24 protein-coding genes are annotated in these 19880 nt (G+C 66.8%); 15 read left to right on the forward strand and 9 right to left on the reverse strand.

Annotated elements, in window-relative coordinates; genetic code table 11:
• Positions 1–137: 137 nt before the first annotated feature.
• Complete coding sequence (locus tag QW881_RS14565) at positions 138–1292, forward strand: DUF2865 domain-containing protein (protein WP_315739651.1); 1155 nt, start codon at positions 138–140, stop codon at positions 1290–1292.
• A gap of 22 nt (positions 1293–1314) precedes the next feature.
• Here QW881_RS14565 and QW881_RS14570 read toward each other — a convergent pair whose 3' ends face one another.
• From QW881_RS14570 to QW881_RS14580, 3 genes are read right to left on the reverse strand one after another with little or no spacing between them, the layout of a single operon-like run.
• Positions 1315–2703, reverse strand: a complete 1389-nt coding sequence (locus QW881_RS14570) for a nitrilase-related carbon-nitrogen hydrolase (RefSeq protein WP_315758941.1) — start codon at positions 2701–2703, stop codon at positions 1315–1317.
• Between the two features lie 12 nt (positions 2704–2715).
• Entirely contained in the window at positions 2716–3069 is a 354-nt protein-coding gene (locus tag QW881_RS14575; RefSeq protein ID WP_315758943.1) for a diacylglycerol kinase, read from the reverse strand.
• Entirely contained in the window at positions 3069–4457 is a 1389-nt protein-coding gene (locus QW881_RS14580; protein WP_315758944.1) for a class II 3-deoxy-7-phosphoheptulonate synthase, read from the reverse strand. The genes QW881_RS14575 and QW881_RS14580 overlap by 1 nt, the downstream gene beginning before the upstream one ends.
• A 170-nt stretch (positions 4458–4627) precedes the next feature.
• Here QW881_RS14580 and QW881_RS14585 point away from each other — a divergent pair, with 170 nt between their 5' ends.
• The gene (locus QW881_RS14585) at positions 4628–5500 is read left to right on the forward strand and encodes an alpha/beta fold hydrolase (RefSeq protein WP_316196801.1); all 873 of its coding nucleotides are present in this window, start codon (positions 4628–4630) and stop codon (positions 5498–5500) included.
• 803 nt (positions 5501–6303) lie between these two features.
• Positions 6304–7038 carry a metallophosphoesterase family protein gene (locus tag QW881_RS14590; RefSeq protein WP_315758946.1) on the forward strand — a complete coding sequence of 245 codons (735 nt, stop codon included), beginning with the start codon at positions 6304–6306 and terminating at the stop codon, positions 7036–7038.
• Between the two features lie 63 nt (positions 7039–7101).
• Here QW881_RS14590 and QW881_RS14595 read toward each other — a convergent pair whose 3' ends face one another.
• Complete coding sequence (locus QW881_RS14595; RefSeq protein ID WP_315758947.1) at positions 7102–7830, reverse strand: sulfite exporter TauE/SafE family protein; 729 nt, start codon at positions 7828–7830, stop codon at positions 7102–7104.
• 39 nt (positions 7831–7869) lie between these two features.
• Positions 7870–8052: a hypothetical protein gene (locus tag QW881_RS14600; protein ID WP_315758948.1), complete on the reverse strand. Its 183-nt coding sequence runs from the start codon at positions 8050–8052 to the stop codon at positions 7870–7872.
• Between the two features lie 118 nt (positions 8053–8170).
• On the opposite strand from QW881_RS14600, the gene QW881_RS32600 reads away from it, so the two are divergent.
• The 5 genes from QW881_RS32600 to QW881_RS14625 all read left to right on the forward strand — a co-directional run bounded on the left by QW881_RS32600 (position 8171) and on the right by QW881_RS14625 (position 10219).
• On the forward strand, positions 8171–8344 hold the full coding sequence (locus QW881_RS32600; RefSeq protein ID WP_409999040.1) for a hypothetical protein: 174 nt from the start codon (positions 8171–8173) through the stop codon (positions 8342–8344).
• Between the two features lie 77 nt (positions 8345–8421).
• Entirely contained in the window at positions 8422–8745 is a 324-nt protein-coding gene (locus tag QW881_RS14610; RefSeq protein WP_315758949.1) for a metalloregulator ArsR/SmtB family transcription factor, read from the forward strand.
• The gene (locus QW881_RS14615; RefSeq protein ID WP_315758950.1) at positions 8742–9152 is read left to right on the forward strand and encodes an SRPBCC domain-containing protein; all 411 of its coding nucleotides are present in this window, start codon (positions 8742–8744) and stop codon (positions 9150–9152) included. Before QW881_RS14610 ends, QW881_RS14615 begins: the two co-directional genes overlap by 4 nt.
• A gap of 36 nt (positions 9153–9188) precedes the next feature.
• The gene (locus QW881_RS14620; protein ID WP_315739639.1) at positions 9189–9410 is read left to right on the forward strand and encodes a hypothetical protein; all 222 of its coding nucleotides are present in this window, start codon (positions 9189–9191) and stop codon (positions 9408–9410) included.
• Positions 9411–9583: 173 nt separating this feature from the next.
• On the forward strand, positions 9584–10219 hold the full coding sequence (locus tag QW881_RS14625) for a LysE family translocator (RefSeq protein WP_315758952.1): 636 nt from the start codon (positions 9584–9586) through the stop codon (positions 10217–10219).
• A gap of 199 nt (positions 10220–10418) precedes the next feature.
• Here the strand turns inward: QW881_RS14625 and QW881_RS14630 are convergent, their stop codons facing one another.
• From QW881_RS14630 to rpiA, 4 genes are all read right to left on the reverse strand, one after another.
• Complete coding sequence (locus QW881_RS14630) at positions 10419–11177, reverse strand: DUF4336 domain-containing protein (protein ID WP_315758953.1); 759 nt, start codon at positions 11175–11177, stop codon at positions 10419–10421.
• 146 nt (positions 11178–11323) lie between these two features.
• Positions 11324–12709 carry a glutathione-disulfide reductase gene (gene gor, locus QW881_RS14635; protein WP_315758954.1) on the reverse strand — a complete coding sequence of 462 codons (1386 nt, stop codon included), beginning with the start codon at positions 12707–12709 and terminating at the stop codon, positions 11324–11326.
• A gap of 33 nt (positions 12710–12742) precedes the next feature.
• Complete coding sequence (locus tag QW881_RS14640) at positions 12743–13264, reverse strand: DUF2059 domain-containing protein (RefSeq protein ID WP_315739635.1); 522 nt, start codon at positions 13262–13264, stop codon at positions 12743–12745.
• A gap of 48 nt (positions 13265–13312) precedes the next feature.
• Positions 13313–14005, reverse strand: coding sequence for a ribose-5-phosphate isomerase RpiA (gene rpiA, locus QW881_RS14645; protein WP_315758955.1), 693 nt, complete (start codon positions 14003–14005; stop codon positions 13313–13315).
• A 174-nt stretch (positions 14006–14179) separates the two neighbouring features.
• On the opposite strand from rpiA, the gene QW881_RS14650 reads away from it, so the two are divergent.
• The 7 genes from QW881_RS14650 to QW881_RS14680 all read left to right on the forward strand — a co-directional run bounded on the left by QW881_RS14650 (position 14180) and on the right by QW881_RS14680 (position 19844).
• A complete protein-coding gene (locus tag QW881_RS14650; protein WP_315758956.1) occupies positions 14180–14866 on the forward strand; it encodes an HAD family hydrolase in 687 nt (228 codons plus the stop codon).
• Positions 14867–15132: 266 nt separating this feature from the next.
• On the forward strand, positions 15133–15525 hold the full coding sequence (locus QW881_RS14655) for a hypothetical protein (protein WP_315739633.1): 393 nt from the start codon (positions 15133–15135) through the stop codon (positions 15523–15525).
• Between the two features lie 184 nt (positions 15526–15709).
• Positions 15710–16741, forward strand: a complete 1032-nt coding sequence (gene moaA, locus QW881_RS14660; protein ID WP_315758957.1) for a GTP 3',8-cyclase MoaA — start codon at positions 15710–15712, stop codon at positions 16739–16741.
• Between the two features lie 151 nt (positions 16742–16892).
• The gene (locus tag QW881_RS14665; protein WP_315797629.1) at positions 16893–17525 is read left to right on the forward strand and encodes a DUF1326 domain-containing protein; all 633 of its coding nucleotides are present in this window, start codon (positions 16893–16895) and stop codon (positions 17523–17525) included.
• Between the two features lie 36 nt (positions 17526–17561).
• Positions 17562–18383 (forward strand): DUF2182 domain-containing protein, encoded by an 822-nt coding sequence (locus tag QW881_RS14670; protein ID WP_315758959.1) that lies wholly within the window; start codon positions 17562–17564, stop codon positions 18381–18383.
• Positions 18384–18520: 137 nt separating this feature from the next.
• Positions 18521–19201: a spermidine synthase gene (locus tag QW881_RS14675; protein ID WP_315758960.1), complete on the forward strand. Its 681-nt coding sequence runs from the start codon at positions 18521–18523 to the stop codon at positions 19199–19201.
• A 253-nt stretch (positions 19202–19454) separates the two neighbouring features.
• Complete coding sequence (locus QW881_RS14680) at positions 19455–19844, forward strand: nuclear transport factor 2 family protein (RefSeq protein ID WP_315781103.1); 390 nt, start codon at positions 19455–19457, stop codon at positions 19842–19844.
• Positions 19845–19880 lie beyond the last annotated feature (36 nt).

A 19880-nucleotide genomic window follows, 5' to 3' on the forward strand; every position in this document is an offset into this window, starting at 1 on the left:
TGTTCCCGCCACCCCGGCGCCCCGGAAACGACGTGACGATGCCCGACAAAGCGGCTAAGGGATGCCCGCCGCTGCCGCGATTTTTCCGAATTCTGTGCTAGTCCCGCGGCTGCACCCATGGACCGGAATACCGCATCTTGATCGCATCCCTGTCTCCGCGCCTGTTGGCCGTCTCTGCGCTGCTCGGATTGACCCTGACCGGCTCGCACGCCCTGGCGCAATCCAGCTCCGAGTCCTATGCGCAGATGCCGCCGGGCCAGCCCGGGCCGCAGGCCGGCGTCAATCCGATCTGCCCGCGTCTGGAAGCGCAGCTCGCCTCGATCGATCGCGGCGGTGGCGGCGATCCCGCGCGTGAGGACCAGATCCGGCGTTATCAGGACGCGGCCGCCAAGCAGCAAGGCGAACTCGACCGCGTCAGCATGCAGGCCAAGCGCATGGGCTGCGACAGCACCGGCTTCTTCTCGCTGTTCAATGGCCGTTCCGCGGAATGCGCTCCGGTCAACAACCAGATCCAGCAGATGCGAACCAATCTCGACCAGATCACCAATAGCCTGGAGCGGCTGCGCGGCGGCGGGTTTGGTGGTGAGCGCGACAATCAGCGCCGCTCGGTGCTGGCTGCGCTGGGCCAGAACAATTGCGGCCCGCAGTACCAGCAATATGCCAACGCCAATCGCGGCGGCGGCGGCAACTTCCTGACCAGCCTGTTCGGCGGCGGCGCCGACAGCAATCCGGCCGCATCGTTGCCCCCGCCGAGCGCCGATCTCGCGGCGCCGCAGGGCACCTACCGGACCGTGTGCGTGCGTAGCTGCGACGGCGCCTATTTCCCGATTTCGTTTGCCACCGTTCCCGGCCGCTTCGCCGACGACGAGCGCGCCTGCAAGGCGCAATGCCCCGCCGCCGACGCGACGCTGTTCACCTATCGCAATCCCGGCGAGGACATGAACCAGGCGGTCTCGGTCAACGGCCAGCCCTACACCGCGCTGCCGAACGCCTTCAAGTATCGCACCGAGTTCAACCCGAGCTGTTCCTGCAAGGCGGCGGGACAGACCTGGGCCGACGCGCTGAAATCGATCGACGACAAGGCCGCTGCCGAGCAGCAGGGCGACATCATCGTCACCGAGGAGAGCGCCAAGCGGATGCAGCAGCGCCAGACCGGTAAGCCGCCGGCGAACGCCGCCCGGAAGGGTGCCGCGCCGGCCGAGGCCGCAGCGCCCGCGACCGCGGACACCACGGGCGCCGGTGGCGACAAGCAGATCCGCACGGTCGGACCGACCTTCATCCCGGCGCGCTGAGCGAGATCGCCGGGCCATCGGGTCATCCTTCGAACGCATCTGAGAACGCGCGGCCAGCGAGATCGGGCGATATGACTTCGCCCGACGGTCCCAGCGCGTTCGCAGGCTTCCAACGATTGCGCAGCGCTGCGAGACGAACGATCTCGGCCTGGGACATGTCGTCGAATAGAGCGACACCGCCGGCCGCGTCACCGATCTCACAGCTATTCCGATCCGACTCCTCGCCTGTAGCGACGGCAAGCGCACCAGAAAGACTCGCCAACGCCAGCAGCAGCGTGCCGCGCACGCGCGCCAGAAGATCGTGACGGGCCCCGTCCGCCAGCGGACCGGGCAGAACCGTTTCGAAGCCGGCCACTGCCGCCGCGATCGGCAACACCTCGGCGGTGACGCCGAGCCGCGCCGCGATTGCAATTGCCCGCGCCTCCTGCGGCATGTCGGGCCCGGACAGCACCACACCGCGAACCCTCGCAGCTCCCAGCGCATCGACGGCCATCGCGAATGACAGCGCGGATTCGATGCCTCCGGTCAGGCCGAGCACGATGCCGGTGAAGCCGTGCTTCTCGACATGGTCGCGCAAGCCGAGCACGCGGGCCGCGTAGTCCGCCTCGTCGCCCTCGATCAGCGTGGTGACCCGTCCCCGGCACTGCCAGCCATCGTCTCCCCTGCTCCATGCCAAGGTCGTGACTTGATCGACGAAGCCCGGGAGCTGTGCCGCCACCGAGAGATCGGCGTTCAGCGCAAAGGACGCGCCGTCGCACACCTCGTCATCCTGACCGCCGACCTGATTGAGCCAGACGAGCGGCAGATCGCTTTCGGTGACGCGGGCCACGGCGGCCGACAGGCGCCGGTCGCCGCCGCCGCGCATGTAGCATGAGCGGCTCGGCACGACGATGAGCTCGGCCCCGGTTTCCGCCAGCGTCTCGATGACGTTTTCGTAGTTCGAGGATTCTTCGAGCGAGATGTCGTCGCCGATCGCGACGCCGATGCGGACGCCCCGCACGCTGAGCGGGCCGGCAGCCGGGCCGCGCGTGAACAGGCGCTTCTGATCACCATCGGGCAGGTTGGCCTTGAAGCGCGTCGCGGCGATGCGGCCGGCGTCGAGCAGCGCGCAGGCGTTGTAGAGCTTGCCGTCCTCGATCCAGGGCGTACCGATCAGCACCGCCGGCCCGCCATCGCCGGTCTCGCGCGCGAGAGCCTCGATCGCGGCCTGGCACGCGGCCTGAAATGCCGGCTGCAGGACGAGGTCCTGCGGCGGATCGCCCGCAATGAACAACTCCGGCAGCACCACGAGATCGGCGCCATCGGCCGCCGCCCTCGCCCGCGCCTCGCGCGCCCTGGCGACGTTGCCGGCGATGTCGCCGACCGTCGGGTTGAGCTGGGCCAGCGTGATCCTGAAGATGTCGGCGGCCATCGCTCAACCCGTTCAAAGCAGCCCGAGCCGCTCGGCGATCGCGAACAGCCAGAAGCTGCCGGACATCAGCAGCGCGACGCCGACCGCAGCCGAGCCGAGGTCCTTGACCCGGCCGATCTGCAGATCATGCTCCGTGGTGAGCCGGTCCGCGAGCTTCTCGATCGCGGTGTTGAGCAGCTCGACCACCAGCACCAGCACCACCGCGCAGACCAGCTCGACGCTGCGCATCGGCGTCGCGCCGACGACATAGGCCATCGGCAGCGCCAGCAGGAACGCAACCACCTCCTCGCGCACCGCCTGCTCGGAGCGCAGCGCGAAGGCCAGGCCGTTGCGCGAGTTGACCGTCGCGCGCCACAGACGCAGCATCAGAAGCCCGCGACGGCCGGCATCGGTGCGGACTTGCCGCCGCGCTGCTGCTTCAGCAACTCGGCGATCAGGAACGCCATGTCGATCGACTGCTCGGCGTTGAGCCTGGGATCGCACACCGTGTGATAGCGGTCGTTGAGATCCTCGTCGGTGATCGCCCGCGCGCCGCCGATGCATTCGGTGACGTCCTTGCCGGTCATCTCGAGATGGATGCCGCCGGCATGGGTGCCTTCCGCGGCATGCACCGCGAAGAACGCCCGCACCTCGGATACAATGCGATCGAACGGCCGCGTCTTGTAGCCCGAGGTCGAGGTGATGGTGTTGCCGTGCATCGGATCGCACGACCACACCACCTTGCGCCCTTCCCGCTGCACCGCGCGGATCAGTCCCGGCAGATGATCGCCGACCTTGTCGGCGCCGAAGCGGTTGATCAGGGTCAGCCGGCCCGGCTCGTTGTCGGGATTGAGGATGTCGATCAGCTTCAGCAGCTCGTCCGGCTTCAGCGACGGGCCGCATTTCAGGCCGATCGGGTTCTTGATGCCGCGGAAATACTCGACATGGCCGTGATCGAGCTGCCGGGTGCGGTCGCCGATCCAGATGAAATGGCCCGAGGTCGCGTACCAGTCGCCGGTGGTGGAATCGACCCGGGTGAAGGCCTGCTCATAGCCGAGCAGCAGCGCCTCGTGGCTGGTGTAGAAGTCGGTGGCACGCAGCTCCGGATGGCTCTCGAGGTCGAGGCCGCAGGCGCGCATGAAGTTGAGCGCCTCGGAGATGCGGTCGGCCAGCTCCTTGTAGCGGCGCGACTGCGGGCTATCCTTGACGAAGCCGAGCATCCATTGATGCACGCTGCCGAGATTGGCGAAGCCGCCGGTGGCGAAGGCGCGAAGCAGGTTCAAGGTCGCCGCCGACTGCCGGTAGGCGTCGAGCTGGCGGCGCGGATCGGGAATGCGCGCCTCGGGCGTGAACGCGGTGTCGTTGACGATGTCGCCGCGATAGCTCGGCAGCTCGACGCCATTGATCTTCTCGGTCGGCGACGAGCGCGGCTTGGCGAACTGGCCGGCGATGCGGCCGACCTTCACCACCGGCACCGCGCCGGCATAGGTCATGACCACGGCCATCTGCAGCAGCACGCGGAAGAAGTCGCGGATGTTGTTGGCGCCGTGCTCGGCGAAGCTCTCGGCGCAGTCGCCGCCCTGCAGCAGGAAGGCCTGGCCGGCCGCCACCCGCGCCAGCGCCTTCTTCAGGTTGCGCGCCTCGCCGGCGAACACCAGCGGCGGGAAGGTCGCAAGCTGCGCCTCGACCTCGGCCAGCGCCTTCTGGTCGGGATAGTCAGGCACCTGCTGCACCGGCTTGGAACGCCAGCTCTCCGGGCTCCAGCGCTCGGTCATGGCTTCAACTCCCTTGCGAATACCGCGCGTTCATCCCCTACTGCGGCGCGCGCCTTATACACAGCCTGCCTCCGCGCCGCCACTTGGAATTTAAGGCGCAGACACAAGGGCTTGCACCGCAAGCCGAATTTGACTTTGCTGCGGTCCGGCGCGTGATGGGAGGACGAGGCGTGGGCGAGACGGGATCCAATGGCGTTTCGAGTGAGGATCTGACCATTACGGCCATCGACGGCTTTGAGCTCGCGGGCACCCTGTTCGCGCCGCGCGGTACACCCGCGCATGCCGTGCTGATCAATTCCGGGGCGGCGATCCCGCGCCGGATCTATCGCGGCTTCGCTGCTCATCTTGCCCAGCAGGGTTGCGCGGTTCTGACCTACGACTATCGCGGGATCGGCGGCAGCCGTCCCCTCTCCCTGAAGGGCTTTGCGGCCTCGATGACCGACTGGGCCGCCCTCGACATCACCGGCGCGGTCGGTTGGATGCGTGCGCGCTACGGTGCGCTGCCGCTGCGCTATGTCGGCCACTCCTTCGGCGGCCAGACGCTCGGCCTGCTCGCCAACAACACCGAGGTGTCGCGCGCCCTCTTCATCGCCTCGCAGGCCGGCTATTGGAAGCTCATGGCCCCGGGCGAACGCTGGCGCGTGGCGACGATGCTCAACGGCGTTGGCGTCCCGCTGACTCATGCGCTGGGTTACACGCCGGGCTGGAGTGGCGTCGGCGAGGACCTGCCGAAGGGTGTCTTCCTGCAATGGGTGCGCTGGATCATGAGCCCGCGCTATCTGTTCGATGACGCATCGCTGCCGCTTGCCAACTACGCCAACTTCAAGAGTCCCGTCCGGGCGCTGTGCCTCGCCGACGATCCCTGGGCGACCCGGCCGGCGGTCGAGCTGCTGTGCGCCGGCTATACGGGCACCAAGCCGGAACTGCTCAGCATCGCGCCGCAGGACGTCGGGGCGTCCGCAATCGGCCATATGGGCTTCTTCCGCGCGGCGCATCGCGACACGCTGTGGCGCAGCGCGGCAGAGTGGCTGCTCGAAAGCTGACGCGAACGGTTCGTCATGGCCCACGAGCGAGCGCTCCCGCGGCAGGTGCTGCCCGAGCTGTGCTGATGACGTTCACCCTCTGAAAGATCAGAGGGCGCAGGGAATGCCGGGTGAAGGCCTCACCCATGGCCCGCCTGCGGAAAAAATGCAGGCGGCAGGTACCACAGGCAAAGCCGTTTCAACCGGCATTCCCTGCGCGACAGTCTTAACGCTTATACGCAGTCTGCCTGGTGCGCCGGGCTTGTTGGCCACCATGCACGCAACGCGCTTACGCGCCTTGCGTGGGACACCAGCATCGGGGTGTCAGCACGCTGCGACTTCACGTCCGCGCCAAGCCGTTCGTCCGCGTGTCCGAAGACACGCTGCGGCTTACTCGCGGCCATCGCTCCCCGCCCCGCGTGTCGTGACGATCGCGCGCAACGCCCCTCCGAGTGAGGCGGGATGCGCACAATAGAGCATGATTTCTGATATTCGTAAAGAGAAATCTCTGAGCTCGAATGGTGCTTCCAGAAACGCGTCCAACGAAGCAGCCGTAATATTCCAATCAGCCCGCCCTGCGGTCGCTGCTGCACGACAATAAAGGCGGCGACGGAGAGTAGCGTTTCGGAGATCGTGGCCCAGCGGCAACGGCTCGAGCTGCACGACTGCTGCCTGCAGGTTGTCCACCCCCGACGTCCCGTGCTATCAACACCGCCAAGCGCCGATTTGACCATCAGCTTGCGGGCGCGTCTCAAAATGCAGCTAAAGCGAACGGTGTCCCGCATGGAAGAGCCCTGCCGGCCGTTCTCTGAACGGAGGCTCTCATGCGGTTTGCGGCCATTGCCGACATCCACGGAAATTCCGACGCCCTGGCCGCGGTCCTGGCGGACATTGCGGCGCTCGGCATCGATGAGGTCGTCAATCTCGGGGATCATCTCAGCGGCCCGCTCGAACCGGTTCGGACCGCCGAGATGCTGATGGCGCGCGGCTTTCCGTCGATCCGGGGCGATCAGGACCGGCACATGATCGACCTCTATCGTGCGGGAGACACGGCGCGCAGCGACGTCCGCGCCCTCGATCAGGTGCATGTCGACTGGTTGGCGGCGCAGCCTGCGACGCTGATCTATCACGACGAGGTCTTCCTGTGCCATGCCGCGCCGGACGACGATGCCGTGTTCTGGCTCGATGAGGTCACCGCCGACGGCACGCTGCGTCAGAGCCCCCTTGCACGTATCGAAGCACGGGCCGCCGGCATCGGTGCCTCGCTGATCCTGTGCGGACACAGCCACATTCCGCGCATGGTCCGGCTCAGCGATGGCCGACTCGTCGTCAATCCCGGCAGCGTCGGGCTGCCCGGCTATCGCTGCCGCCCCCCGCACGCCTATCGCGTCGAGACCGGGACACCCGATGCCTGCTATGCGATCGCGGAGCAACGGCTTGGACGATGGTCGCTGACATTCCGCTATGTGCCGTACGATCCCGCGCCGATGGCGGCACTCGCGCGAAGCAAGGGCATGCACGACTGGGCGAACGCCATCGCGACCGGCTGGGCCGGGTGAAGGCCGTCGCCAGCACGTCATCGCAGAGCGTCCCGGCGCGGGCGCGATTGAAACGGCCGGCGGTCAGACAACAAGCAGCACGCCGGAGATCAGCAGGATGCCCAGGATGAGCTTCCTGAACAAGGCGTCATTGACCCTGCGAAAGGCGAGGATGCCGAGCGCCGTTCCGGCGAGCAGAGCCGGAATGCTCAGCGCGAGATCAACGATCACCTCCGACGACAGGTCCTGCCGGGCCAGCATCATCGCGAGCGAGGCGATCTGCATCACGGCAATGAAGGGCTGCACCAGGCCGCGCTGCTCGGTTTTCGGCAGGCCGTGCATCTCGCACCAGATCGTCGGCAACGCGCCAGGCATCGCCGTGAGGCCACCGATCAGACCGCCGCCGAACCCGACGATGGCCGTGCGATGTCTGCTCATGTGTCGAACGCAGCCGAGCGCGGGTTTGAACAGCATGGTGGCGGCGTAGATCGCGATCGTCAGTCCGAACATCTGCTGGAACAGGCGGGCGTCGGCGTTGCGCAGCAGCCAGAGCGCCAAGGGCACGCCGAGCAGCCCGCCCAGGATCAGGACCAGGCTGTCCTTCCATCGGATGCTGTTGCGCAGCGCCCACAGATTCGTCGCCTGCACGCCGACGCTGCACGCCATCATCAGCGGCACCGCCTCCAGCGGCTGCAGACTATGCAGCAGGATCGCGCCGGCCACGGCTGAAAAGGCAAATCCGGCCAATCCGGACACGAAGGCGCCAAAGAACACGGCGGCGCTGAGCAGCAAGAAAGAGGCGATCCCGGGCATGAAATATCTCCGGCTGATGAGGGCTGAAAAGGATGGTCGTCAATCCGTGGGTTGGAGCGTCGAAGCCTGCTTCGCCTGCGTGCCATCCCGCATGGCAGCACCTCGCAGGATCGCACCGGCGACAACGTGCAGGAGCAGGAAGATGGCGAGGACGCTCGCCGCCAGCGCCGCCTGCGGCATGATCGACAGCTTGCGCCGCGGCGGGGTCTCGTTGGCCTGCATGTCCGTCATCTCCAGCTACTGCTGTCAGGCTGGTAGCACCGCGACGTCCCCTGGCCGTCCCTTGTGGCCGTGATCCCCGAGCTCGTCACAAAGGCGTGTTCGGCGTCCGGAGTCTTGTTTGCTCGCCGTGCGGCTGCTGTCGCGCACGACGCGATCGGTCGCTCCCACCAAGGCCGGCGAGCGTCTGCTGCACCGGATCGGGCCGCGGTTCGAGAAGATCGAGAGCGAGCTCGTCGGGCAGACCACGCCCGCCTTCGCGGTTCTGCTCGAGGCGCTACGCCATCGCGCCTGACCGGCGAAGGATTCCGCTTGACCAATCCATAACCAGCCGGTTATGCGTCTATCCATAACCAACGAGTTATGGATTGAATGCCGCGCTCTCCCGACATGCTGTTCCGCACGCTTGCCGACCCGACGCGGCGCGCCATCTTCGAAGGCCTGTGCCGGCATGGCGAGCAGACCGTCGGGGCGCTGACGGCCAAGGCCGGCGTGTCGCAGCCGGCGGTGTCGAAGCATCTCGGCCTGCTCAAGCAGGCGGGCCTCGTGCGGGAGCGTCACGAAGGCCGCCAGACGCATTACCGTGCGCAACCCAAGGCGCTGGCGCCCCTGCTCGACTGGACCGGCCGGATGGCTGCGTTCTGGGAGAGCCGGTTCGACGAACTCGACACTCTGCTCAACAGGATGGATCAATGAGCTCACCTGCGCCGGAAACCCGCACCGTCGTCGTCGAGCGCGAATTCGCGCATCCGCCCGAAAAACTCTGGCGCGCGCTGACGCAGCCGCATCTGATCGCAGAGTGGCTGATGACGAATGATTTCGCGCCGGCGGTCGATCATCGCTTCAAGCTGAAGGCCGACTGGGGCGTCGTCGACTGCCAGGTCGTGACCATCGAGCCGCACAAGACGTTGTCCTACACCTGGGCGGCGGCTGGCCTCGACAGCGTCGTGACCTGGACGCTGACGCCGACCGCCTTGGGCACGCACCTGCGCATGGAGCAGACCGGCTTCGCAGCCGACCAGACCCGCGCCTATCAGGGCGCACGCTACGGCTGGCCGAAATTCTTCGATGCGCTCGAACAGAGCGTCGCGCGCCTCGGCTGAGGCGTGCGCATCACGACGTCATCAGGGGAGAAGCACTTGAACTGGAACAACACCGTCCGGCAGGTCCATCGCTGGGTATCGATCGCCTTCACGGTCGCCGTCATCGTCAACATCGCCGCGATGACGCAGACGCAAGCCCCGCTGTGGGTCGGCCTGCTGGCGCTGATTCCGCTCATCGTGCTGCTCGGCACGGGGCTGTATCTGTTCGCGCTGCCCTACGTCGCGACGAAGTTGACCGCCTCGCGGGTGGAGCGCTGAACGGGCAATCGCGCCCAGCGGCGTTTTCCGGGAGGGAGTCAAGCCTCTTGGCGATCCGGCAGGTCGAGCGTGCGTCAGCGAAGACGATCGCTGGCCGCCTCCAAGGAACGTCTTGCGTTCGCGGCCGAACCGCGCCCTACTGGCGCGTCTTCCGCCAACGAGGCTATTCTGACGTGAACGCTCTTACGCTCTTCAGCTTCGCCATCGTCGCCTTCATCGGGATCGCGACCCCCGGTCCGACGGTGCTGCTGGCCCTCACCAACGGCTCGCGTGTCGGTGTACGCCGCGCCTGGGCCGGCATCGCCGGCGCGGTAGCTTCGGACTTCATCCTCATCGGCGCGGTCGCGGTCGGCCTGGGCGCGCTGCTGGCCGCTTCCGAATTCTGGTTCTCGGTCGTGAAGTGGATCGGCGTGGCCTACCTCGCCTATCTCGGGCTCATGCTGCTGCGGTCCAGCGGGTCGATCGACCTTGCGGCGTCCGCAGACGGCAAGGACGGGTCACGACAGCCGCACGCGCTGTTTCTGAAAAGCTTCCTCGTCGCGATCACCAATCCAAAGGGCTATCTGTTCTTCTCGGCATTCCTGCCGCAGTTCGTGGTGCCGTCCGCGCCGCAGCTGCCGCAATATCTCACGCTGGCCCTCACCTTCGCGATGCTCGATGTCCTGATCATGCTCGCCTACGCGAGCGCGGGCTCGCAAGCGATGCGTTTCCTCAAGCGCTCCGGTGCCCTCTGGCTCGATCGCAGCTGCGGCGGCGCGCTGCTGAGCCTTGCCGGCGCCCTTGCGCTTTACCGGCGAGCCGGCCCCTGACCCGGCCGCGCGTCGCGGTCGTCCACCTACTCCGCCGCCTGCCGCACGTGGCGCTCGGTCACCGTGCGCATCGTCACCAGCTCCTCCGCGGCCGAGGGATGCCTGGCGCCAACCTCAATCGCACGAGCTTATACGTCCGTCGCGGGAAGAGAAAAGCACGGCATCACGAAGGCCGGTCTCGTGAAGCCCAGCCGGCGGTTCAAGGCCGCAACAACCAGCAGAACGCCTCGCGCAGGATCTCGGTGCCGTCAGTCCGGTGCCAGGCGCCATGGGCGATCACGATCCGCTCGGGGTGCCACCCAAGCATGGTCTCCACGGCCGCCCGCAACTCGCGTCGGTGCCGCCAGGTAAATGTCAGCCGGAGTTCGCGCGGCAGGCCGCCATGCGGCGGACCGACGCCCCCGATCCAGCTCAAGTAGCGCGCCAAGCCGGCACCGATCTTGGCCGGCTCGAAATTCTCCATCAGATCGGTCAGGATCAGCGTGCGCGAAGGGCGATGGAAGAACTCGACCTCCGTCATATAGCTGCCGACGACGGGCAAGGTCGCGATCTCATCATCCCAGGGATAACCACCGCTGCGATCCAGCGGCCTGCCCTCGAATTCGATACGGTCCTTCGCCTGCGCGCGAATGCCCGGCGCCAGATAGATCGCCGCGTCGGGAAAGGCCGCCTGCCAGTCGGGGATCCACCAATAGTGGATGCGATTCGGACCGATGATGTCGCGCACGCGGCCTTCCCGGTCGATCTCGGCCCGCAGCGCCGGCGTCAACGGCGTGGGCGAGTGGATGAACAGATCGCCGGAGGCGCAGCGCACCACGGTCATGCGGGTGGGAAACGGAAATTTCAGCCCGGGAATGCCGAAGCGGATCACGGGCCCGTCGACGATCCAGATGTTCTCGGCAACGGGCTTCAGGGTGTTCAGCGGCGGATAGGTCGCAAGGCAATCATCTTGGGACATGCTGGTCGCTCTCCAACCGCTGAACGGTTCCAACGGCAGCAAGCCCAATCGGCCACGGTGTGGACCGTCGTCAGACCGTGAGCACCGGCCCACCGCAGTCGCTACGGACGCCGGCCGCGCACGAGCCCCCAGAAGCAGTTGGCGCCCTACTCCGCCGCCTGCCGCACGTGGCGCTCGGTCACCGTGCGCATCGTCACCAGCTCCTCGGCGGCGGAGGGATGCAACGCGACGGTGGCGTCGAAATCGGCCTTGGTCGCCTTCATCTTGATGGCAATCGCCACGGCCTGGGTGATTTCGGCGGCCATGTCGCCGACGATGTGGCAGCCAAGCACGCGATCGCTGGCGCCGTCGACGACGAGCTTCATCAGAACGCGGGTGTCGCGGCCGGACATCGTCGCCTTGATCGGGCGGAAGTTCGTCTTGTAGATGTCGACGCGGTCGTACAGCTCGCGCGCCTGCGTCTCGGTGAGACCGACGGTGCCCACTTCAGGCTGGCAGAACACGGCCGTCGGAATGTCCGCGTGATCGACGCGAACGGTCTTGCCGCCAAACACGGTGTCGGCGAAGGCGTGGCCCTCGCGGATCGCGACCGGCGTCAGGTTGAAGCGATGGGTGACGTCGCCGATCGCGTAGATGCTCGGCACCGAGCTCTGCGAGAACGCATCCACCGCAATGCCGCCGTTCCTCGGATTGATGGCGACGCCGGCCTTCTCCAGGCCGAGATTGGCCACGGCCGGATGGCGGCCGATCGCGAACATCACCTTGTCGGAGGCGATGCTGGAGCCGTTCGACAGATGCGTGGTGTAGTCCTGGCCGTGCTTGTCGACGCTCGTCACCGTGCAGCCGGTCAGGATGGTGATGCCTTCCCTCTCCATCTCGGAGCGGACGTGGCGGCGAACGTCCTCGTCGAAGCCGCGCAGGATGTTGTCGCCGCGATAGACGACGGTCACGTCGGAGCCGAAATTGGCGAAGATGCAGGCGAATTCGAGCGCGATGTAGCCGCCGCCCTGGATCACGATCCGGCGCGGCAGCTCGTCGAGATGAAACGCCTCGTTGGAGGAGATGACGTGCTCGATGCCGGGAATCGGCGTGCCGTGGTTGGGCGCGCCGCCGGTCGCGATGAGAATGTACTTGGCGCGGACGGTCTCGCCGGTCGTCAGCCGCACGGTGTGGGCGTCCTCGAGCACGGCGCGGGTCTTGACGATCCTGGCGCCAGACTTCTCGACGTTGCTGGTGTAGGCCGCCTCGAGCCGCGCGATCTCCTTGTCCTTGTTCCTGATCAGCGTCGGCCAGTCGAAGGTCGCGGTCGGGATCGTCCAGCCGAAGCCGGCGGCATCGGCGATCTCCTGGCGGACATGCGAGCCGATCACGAACAGCTTCTTGGGCACGCAGCCGCGGATCACGCAGGTGCCGCCCATGCGGTATTCTTCGGCGACCATCACGCGGGCGCCATAGCCGGCGGCGATGCGGGCGGCGCGCACGCCCCCCGAGCCGCCACCGATCACGAACAGGTCGACGTCGAATTCAGCCATCTCTCCCCCGACCTGGCCTTTCGGCCGCAAGCCTCAGATCGGCTTGTTGCGCTTGCGCATCTCGGCGCGGAACTGCGCGGTGACGGTGTCGGAAAACTCCGCCGCCCACAGGTTCATCGCCTGCATGCTCATCTGGATCGCCTTCGGCTCCGCCGCAAGCAGCTTCTGGCCGATGGCTGACTTGTAGAAGGCGACGAGGTTGGCGATCTCCTGGTCGGAGAACTCGTTGCAGTAGATCTGCGCCATCTTCTCGCCGATCTCCTTCTCCTTGCCGGCATAGGTCTGCGCGACCGAGACGGCGACCTCGTCGAGGTCCTTCTGGTAGTTGAGATTGGACTGCAGCAGCGCCTGCTTGGTCTGCTGCACGATGCCCGGGACGGCATTGGCGTACATCGCAGCCGCGTTCTTCATCCCCAGAATCTCGCGCGCGCCGGCCATGCAGGCGGGCGAGGCCGGCTTCAGCGCCGGTGCCTGCCCCTGCGCAGCAACCGGGCTTGCCGAGGCCAGGGCCAGTACGATTCCGGCGGCCGGCAAGATTCTGAACACGCTCTTCATTCCAAGTCTCCTGTGAGTTGCCGCCCTGAGCGCAGCCTCGTGCCGCGCTCAGGGCCGCTGGATAACGCGAATTCCCTGTGCGCCTGCCAGGATCGCCGTGCTGCCGAGGCCGATGAACAGCCCGTGCTCGACCACGCCCGGAATTGCGCTCAAAAGACCCGCCAGGCGCGGGGGATCCACGATCTCCCCAAGGCGGACGTCGATAATCCAGTGGCCGCCATCGGTGACGAAAACGTGGCCGTCTGCGGACTTGCGCAGGCTCATCGGCCCGGACACGCCGGCCGTGGCGAAGGCGTCACTCATCTCGCGCTGGGTCGCGGCGAGGCCGAACGGAACCACCTCGACCGGCAGCGGGTAGCGGCCGAGCTGCGCCACCCATTTGCTGTCGTCGGCGATCACGATCATGCGATCCGAGGCGCTGGCGACGATCTTCTCGCGCAGCAGCGCGCCGCCGCCGCCCTTGATCAGGTCGAGCGCCGGGTTGATCTCGTCGGCGCCGTCGATGGTGATGTCGAGCCGGTCGATCTCATCGAGCGTGGTCAGCGGCACGCCGCACGCTTGCGCCTGCACCCTTGTCGCCTCCGAGGTCGGCACGCCCACGATCTTGAGGCCGGCGCGCACCTTTTCCCCGAGCAGATCGACGAAATGCTTGGCCGTCGAGCCGGTGCCGAGACCGAGCTTCATGCCGCTCTCGACCTCCTCCAGCGCACGCGCCGCCGCCTGCCGCTTCAATGCATCCATGTCGACCAAGGAACCCGCCCTTCGCACCCCGAGACCCCCACGGACGGGGGCCAAAAGCCGGCGCATATCTAGCGATGTTTTGACGCGGGGCCTAGCTCTCGCCGGCCACGAAATCGGACAAAAAGCCATTGCGGGCCTCTTGCAAGGACATGAGCCGGCCGCTAGCGGATACCGATGCCCATCTCCAGCACCATCGTCTTCGATCTCGACGGCACCCTGGTCGACACGGCGCCGGATCTCATCAGCGCGCTCAACCACATCCTGCAGCGCGAGGGTCTGCGGCCGGTGCCGCTGGCCTCGGCCCGCAAGATGATCGGCCACGGCGCCCGCAAGCTGATCGAGCGCGGGCTGGAGGCGGAGGGGCGCCTGGCCAGCACCGATGACATCGGCCGCCTCACCACCGATTTCATCGATTTCTACGCCGACAACATCGCGGTCGAATCGCGTCCCTTCGAGGGGCTGGAGTCGGCGCTGGACGACCTCGCCGCGCGCGGCTGCCAGTTCGCGGTGTGCACGAACAAGCTGGAATGGCTGTCGAAGCGGTTGCTCGACCAGCTCGGCCTGTCCTCCCGCTTCGCCGCGATCTGCGGTGCCGACACGTTCGGGGTCGCCAAGCCGGATCCGGCGATCCTGCGCCAGACCATCGCGCAGGCCGGCGGTGAGATCGGGGCCGCGATCATGGTCGGCGATGCCGGCACCGACGTCGGCGCCGCCCGCCGCGCCGGCGTGCCGGTGATCGGCTGCACCTTCGGCTATACCGACGTACCGATCGCGGAGCTCAATCCGGACCACCTGATCGACCACATGCGCGAGCTGCCGGCGGCCGTCACGGCCCTCAGCCCATCGCTCAGGATCGCCTGAGCGGACTTGCGATTCCACTGCCGCATCGCAACCTAACCCACTGCCCTGTCGACCTGAATCCGCACCTTGCGGTGCATTAACGTTCTGTTGAGAATAGGGTTGACCGCAGTTGCGCCGCTGTTCTGACGCTCCTATGGTCGCCCTGGGATTGCGGCCGATGGCCGCAGGGTTGTGGGGCGGACATCATGATGCGGCGTGTCATCGCAATTGCGGTTGCGGGAGCCGGCTTGGCCGGGTGCTCATCCTTCTCCATGGACAGCTTCAAGATGGCAGCGCCCGAGGTGCCGGTGCAGCTCGACTCGGTGCCGCCGGGCGCCGACGCCAAGACCTCGCTCGGACCGGGCTGCAAGACGCCGTGCTCGGTCTCGGTGCCGGCGCCCGATGCCGGCTTCAGCGTCACCTTCACGATGGACAGGTACCAGCCCGCAACCATCCCGGTGCAGGTGATCCGCAACACCGGGGATTTCAACAGCTCGCCGCCCGTCGTGATGGACCCGAGCCCGGTGGTCGCCGAGCTGCAGCCGATGCCGGGTACGCCGCCGAAGGCCGTCAAGCACATGCGGCCGAAGAAGCCGAAGCCGCAGAAATCAGCCGCTGCGCCGGCGGCGCCCGCGACCACCGGTTCAGCCTTCCCCGCCCCCGCGCCGGGACGCCAGTAGCGGACCATCGTCCCGCGCGCCACCTGCCAGAGCGAAGCTGCATTGCAGCATCGACGGATCCACGTCGATGATTGTGAGGCGCGCCGATCATGATTAGATTGTCGTGAGATCGACATCCGGCCGCGCTTGCGCGGCCGCCGCGTGGCATCGCCGCCACCTGGGCCGCCACCAGCCAAGGCTTTCCATGACCGCAGAGACGTTGAGTGACACCGCCCTGACGCGCCCGATGACCGACCCGTTCGGTCGCCGCATCAGCTATCTGCGCGTCTCGGTGACCGACCGCTGCGACCTACGCTGCTTCTATTGCATGTCCGAGGACATGACCTTCCTGCCGAAGGCCGACCTGCTGACGCTTGAGGAGCTCGACCGGCTGTGCTCGGCGTTCATCCATAAGGGCGTCAAGAAGCTCCGGCTCACCGGCGGTGAGCCGCTGGTCCGGCGCAACGTGATGGGCCTGGTCCGCTCGCTGTCGCGGCATCTGAAGAGCGGCGCGCTCAACGAGCTGACGATGACGACCAACGCGACGCAGCTCGCCAAATATGCCGCCGAGCTCGCCGATTGCGGCGTCCGCCGCATCAACGTCTCGCTCGACACGCTCGATCCTGACAAGTTCCGCGCCATCACCCGCTGGGGCGATCTCGACCGCGTGCTGGCCGGCATCGAGGCGGCGCGCGCCGCAGGTCTCGCCGTGAAGATCAACGCGGTCGCGCTGAAGAACATGAACGAGGACGAGATCCCCTCGCTGATCGACTGGGCGCACGGCAAGGGCATGGCGCTGACCTTGATCGAGGTGATGCCGATGGGCGAGATCGGCGAAGGCCGCATCGACCAGTATCTGCCGCTGTCGCTGCTGCGCGCGCGTCTGGCGCAGACCTACACCATGACCGATCTTGACGAGACCACCGGGGGCCCTGCCCGCTACGTCCGCGTCGCCGAGACCGGCGGCACAATCGGCTTCATCACGCCGATGACGCATAATTTCTGCGAGAGCTGCAACCGCGTCCGCGTCACCTGCACCGGCACCCTGCACACCTGCCTTGGCCACGAGGACGCCTCCGACCTGCGCAAGCCGCTCCGTGCCTCGGCGAGCGACGAGGAGCTCAGCGCCGCGATCGACCGCGCCATCGGCCTCAAGCCGAAGGGCCATGACTTCATCATCGACCGCCGCCACAACCGTCCGAGCGTCAGCCGGCACATGAGCGTGACGGGCGGGTAATCGGCGTTCATAACCATCTGGCCCTGCGATCAATCGCAGTCGGAACCTCATCGTTTCTAGGCTTGCGGCACGTCCCCATGCGGCGTAGCTTTCAGCTGCAGATCGCGCATTTCGCAAGCAACTTGTCGGTTCGGCCTAGCGGGAGACAGCGATGGCAGACCCAGTCGCATGGCACCTGTCCGGTGACTATTTCGAGAATTGCAGTTGCAGCCTGCTGTGTCCGTGCCTCATGTCGGCCGCCCCTCCCCTGACCGCGCAACCGACGGAGGGGTTCTGCAACGTACCATTGCTGTTCCACATCGAAACCGGCCGCTATGGCGATGTCGCGCTCGATGGCCTCAACGCGGCGGTGATGCTCCATGCGCCCGGCGTGATGGCGGAGGGAGACTGGTCGATCGCCGCCTATATCGATCAGCGCGCCGACGATCCGCAGACCGAGGCGATGGCCGCGATCTTCACCGGGGCTGCCGGCGGCCCGATGGCTGCGTTCACGCCGCTGATCAGCACCAATCTCGGTGTGCGCAAGGTCGCCATCACCTTCCGGATCGACGGCAAGACGCGGTCCGCCGACATCGCCGACATTCTGCACATGTCCGTCGATCCGTTGCCGACCATGCATCCTAGCGGTGAGATGTGGGTGAATATCGGCCATCCCGTCAGCCCCGACCGGATGGCGCTGGCCGTCGGCGCTGCGGGCAACACCTACAACGATCACGGCATGCGCTGGGACAATTCCGGCAAGAACGGCCTGTACGCGTCGATCAGTTGGTCCAACCAGGCCTGATGCGACGTGCGGCAAGGCCGCCAACCCACCTTGCAGATGACGGGCAGCGCCCTGGAAGCCGTGCTGCGGCGTGATCGCTGGATCGTGGGCGGCGCGATCGCGATCATGGTCGCCCTGGCATGGGCCTATGTGCTCTGGCTCGCCAACGACATGGACATGGGCGGCATGGACATGACCGGCTTTCGCATGATCCCGGCCGGCATCGGAATCATGTTGCCGGCCAGCGAGCCCTGGCGCGCGATCGAATTCGCCTATGTGTTCCTGATGTGGGCGGTGATGATGGTCGGGATGATGGCGCCTTCGGCCGCGCCCATGGTCCTGATGTACGCCCGTGTGGGTCGACACGGTCGCGCGCGGGGCCAGCCGTTCGCGGCGACCGGCTGGTTTGCGGCCGGCTATCTGCTCGCCTGGAGCGGCTTTTCGCTGGTGGCGACCTGCCTGCAATGGGTTGTGGAGCGGACTGCGCTGCTGGATTCGCGGATGGCGATCGACGACCATCTGCTCGGCGCCATCGTGCTGATCGCGGCAGGCGTCTATCAGTGGACGCCGCTGAAGAGCGCCTGCCTTGCCGAATGCCAGTCGCCGCTAATGTTCCTGATGCGCCACGGCGGCTTTCGCGGCGACCTGCAGGGTTGCCTGCTGCTGGGCCTTCGACACGGCGGCTATTGCGTCGGCTGCTGCTGGGCTCTGATGGCGCTGCTGTTCGTCGGCGGGGTGATGAGCGTGATGTGGATTGCCATTCTGACCCTGCTCGTGCTGTTTGAGAAACTGACTCCGGTCGGACGATGGATCGCGCGCGCGGCCGGCATTGCTTGCAGTGCCGCGGGCGCCTGGATGCTGGTGTCCCCACCGCAATGACGCGCAACGACGCGATGCAGGTCGTCGCGAGAGTGGCGACTGCCCCTTGGCACGGGATGCGGGCAACATGGTAAGCAGGCTTCAGCGTGGCGACTCTGTCGCCTGGAATGCCGCAACCGAACTGACGCGAGACGCCCGTGATTCCCTGGAAGCTGATCGACACCGCAGACGTGCCCGGCGGCGGTGAGCCGCTGCGGCTGATGCAGCGCGGCAAGGAGTTCTCGATCAAGCTCGGTTCGAACGAGCTGATGAACAGCCGGCTGCACGGATCCGAAGAGGCGCTGGCGACCCTCAGCTGCGCCCGCATCAAGGCCGAGCCCGCTCCGCGGCTGCTGATCGGCGGCCTCGGCATGGGCTTCACGTTGCGGGCGGCGCTGAAGGTGCTGGGTTCGCGGGCCCGCGTCACCGTCGCCGAGCTGGTGCCGGCAGTGATCGCCTGGGCGCGCGGGCCGATGGCCGAATTGTCCGGCGCCAGCCTTGCCGATCTGCGCGTCGACATCCGCGAGGCCGACGTCGTGAAGCTGATCGCCGCCGCACGCGGCGCCTATGATGCTATCCTTCTCGACGTCGACAACGGCCCGCAGGGACTGACACGGCAATCCAACGACGCGCTCTATGATCCCACCGGCCTGCGCACCGCCTTCGCCGCGTTGCGCCCCGGCGGCGTGCTGGCGGTGTGGTCGTCACATCCCGACGATCGCTTCGCGCCGCGCCTGCGCAAGGCCGGCTTCGCGGCCGAGGAGATCAACATCCGCGCCACCGGCCGCGGTGGCGGCGGCGCCCGCCACGTGATCTGGATTGCCACCCGTCCAGCGTGACAGCGTCGTTGCCGCGCGTAGCTCAGCGCGGTGCTACTGGCCCGGAGAACTCTCTCCAGCGACTGGGTCACCTCGCTCACATCTCCCGTTCGGATCGGAGTGGTGACACGTCGGCCATCGTCCTATGATGCGTCAGCGGCTGCGAGGCCTGCGGATGCCCGCATCCACGCGCGAAAGCCTCGAGGATGCTCCATTCTCCGGCCTGCAGCCTGTAGCTCTGCAACGAGAGCGCGCAGCTGAATGGGAGATTGCCATGGATGACCGCGCCACGCGCGCTGCCCTGCAGCACCATTGGGATGCATCGGACGCAAATGATTTTGAGGCCGAGCACGCCATCTATCGCGACGATGCCATGCTGGATTATCCGCAATCCGGCGAGCGGATCCACGGCCGGCGCAACATTCAGGAAAGCCGCTTCGTGCAGCCCAACCACAAGCGCTTCTCAGTGCGGCGGATCCTGGGCAGCGGCGATCTTTGGGTGACCGAACTGGTCCTGACCTATGATGGCGCACCCTCCTACGTGGTGAGCATCATGGAGTTCCGCGACGGCGGAGTGGCGCACGAGACGCAATATTTCAGTGATCCCTTCGACGCAGCGCCCTCGCGCGCGCATCTCGTCGAGCACGTCGGAGCATTTCGGTGACAGTGCATTTTTTACCCGCCCGCCGCGTCGCTCCAG

Source organism: Bradyrhizobium sp. SZCCHNS3016 (assembly GCF_032484535.1).
Classification (GTDB): Bacteria; Pseudomonadota; Alphaproteobacteria; order Rhizobiales; family Xanthobacteraceae; genus Bradyrhizobium.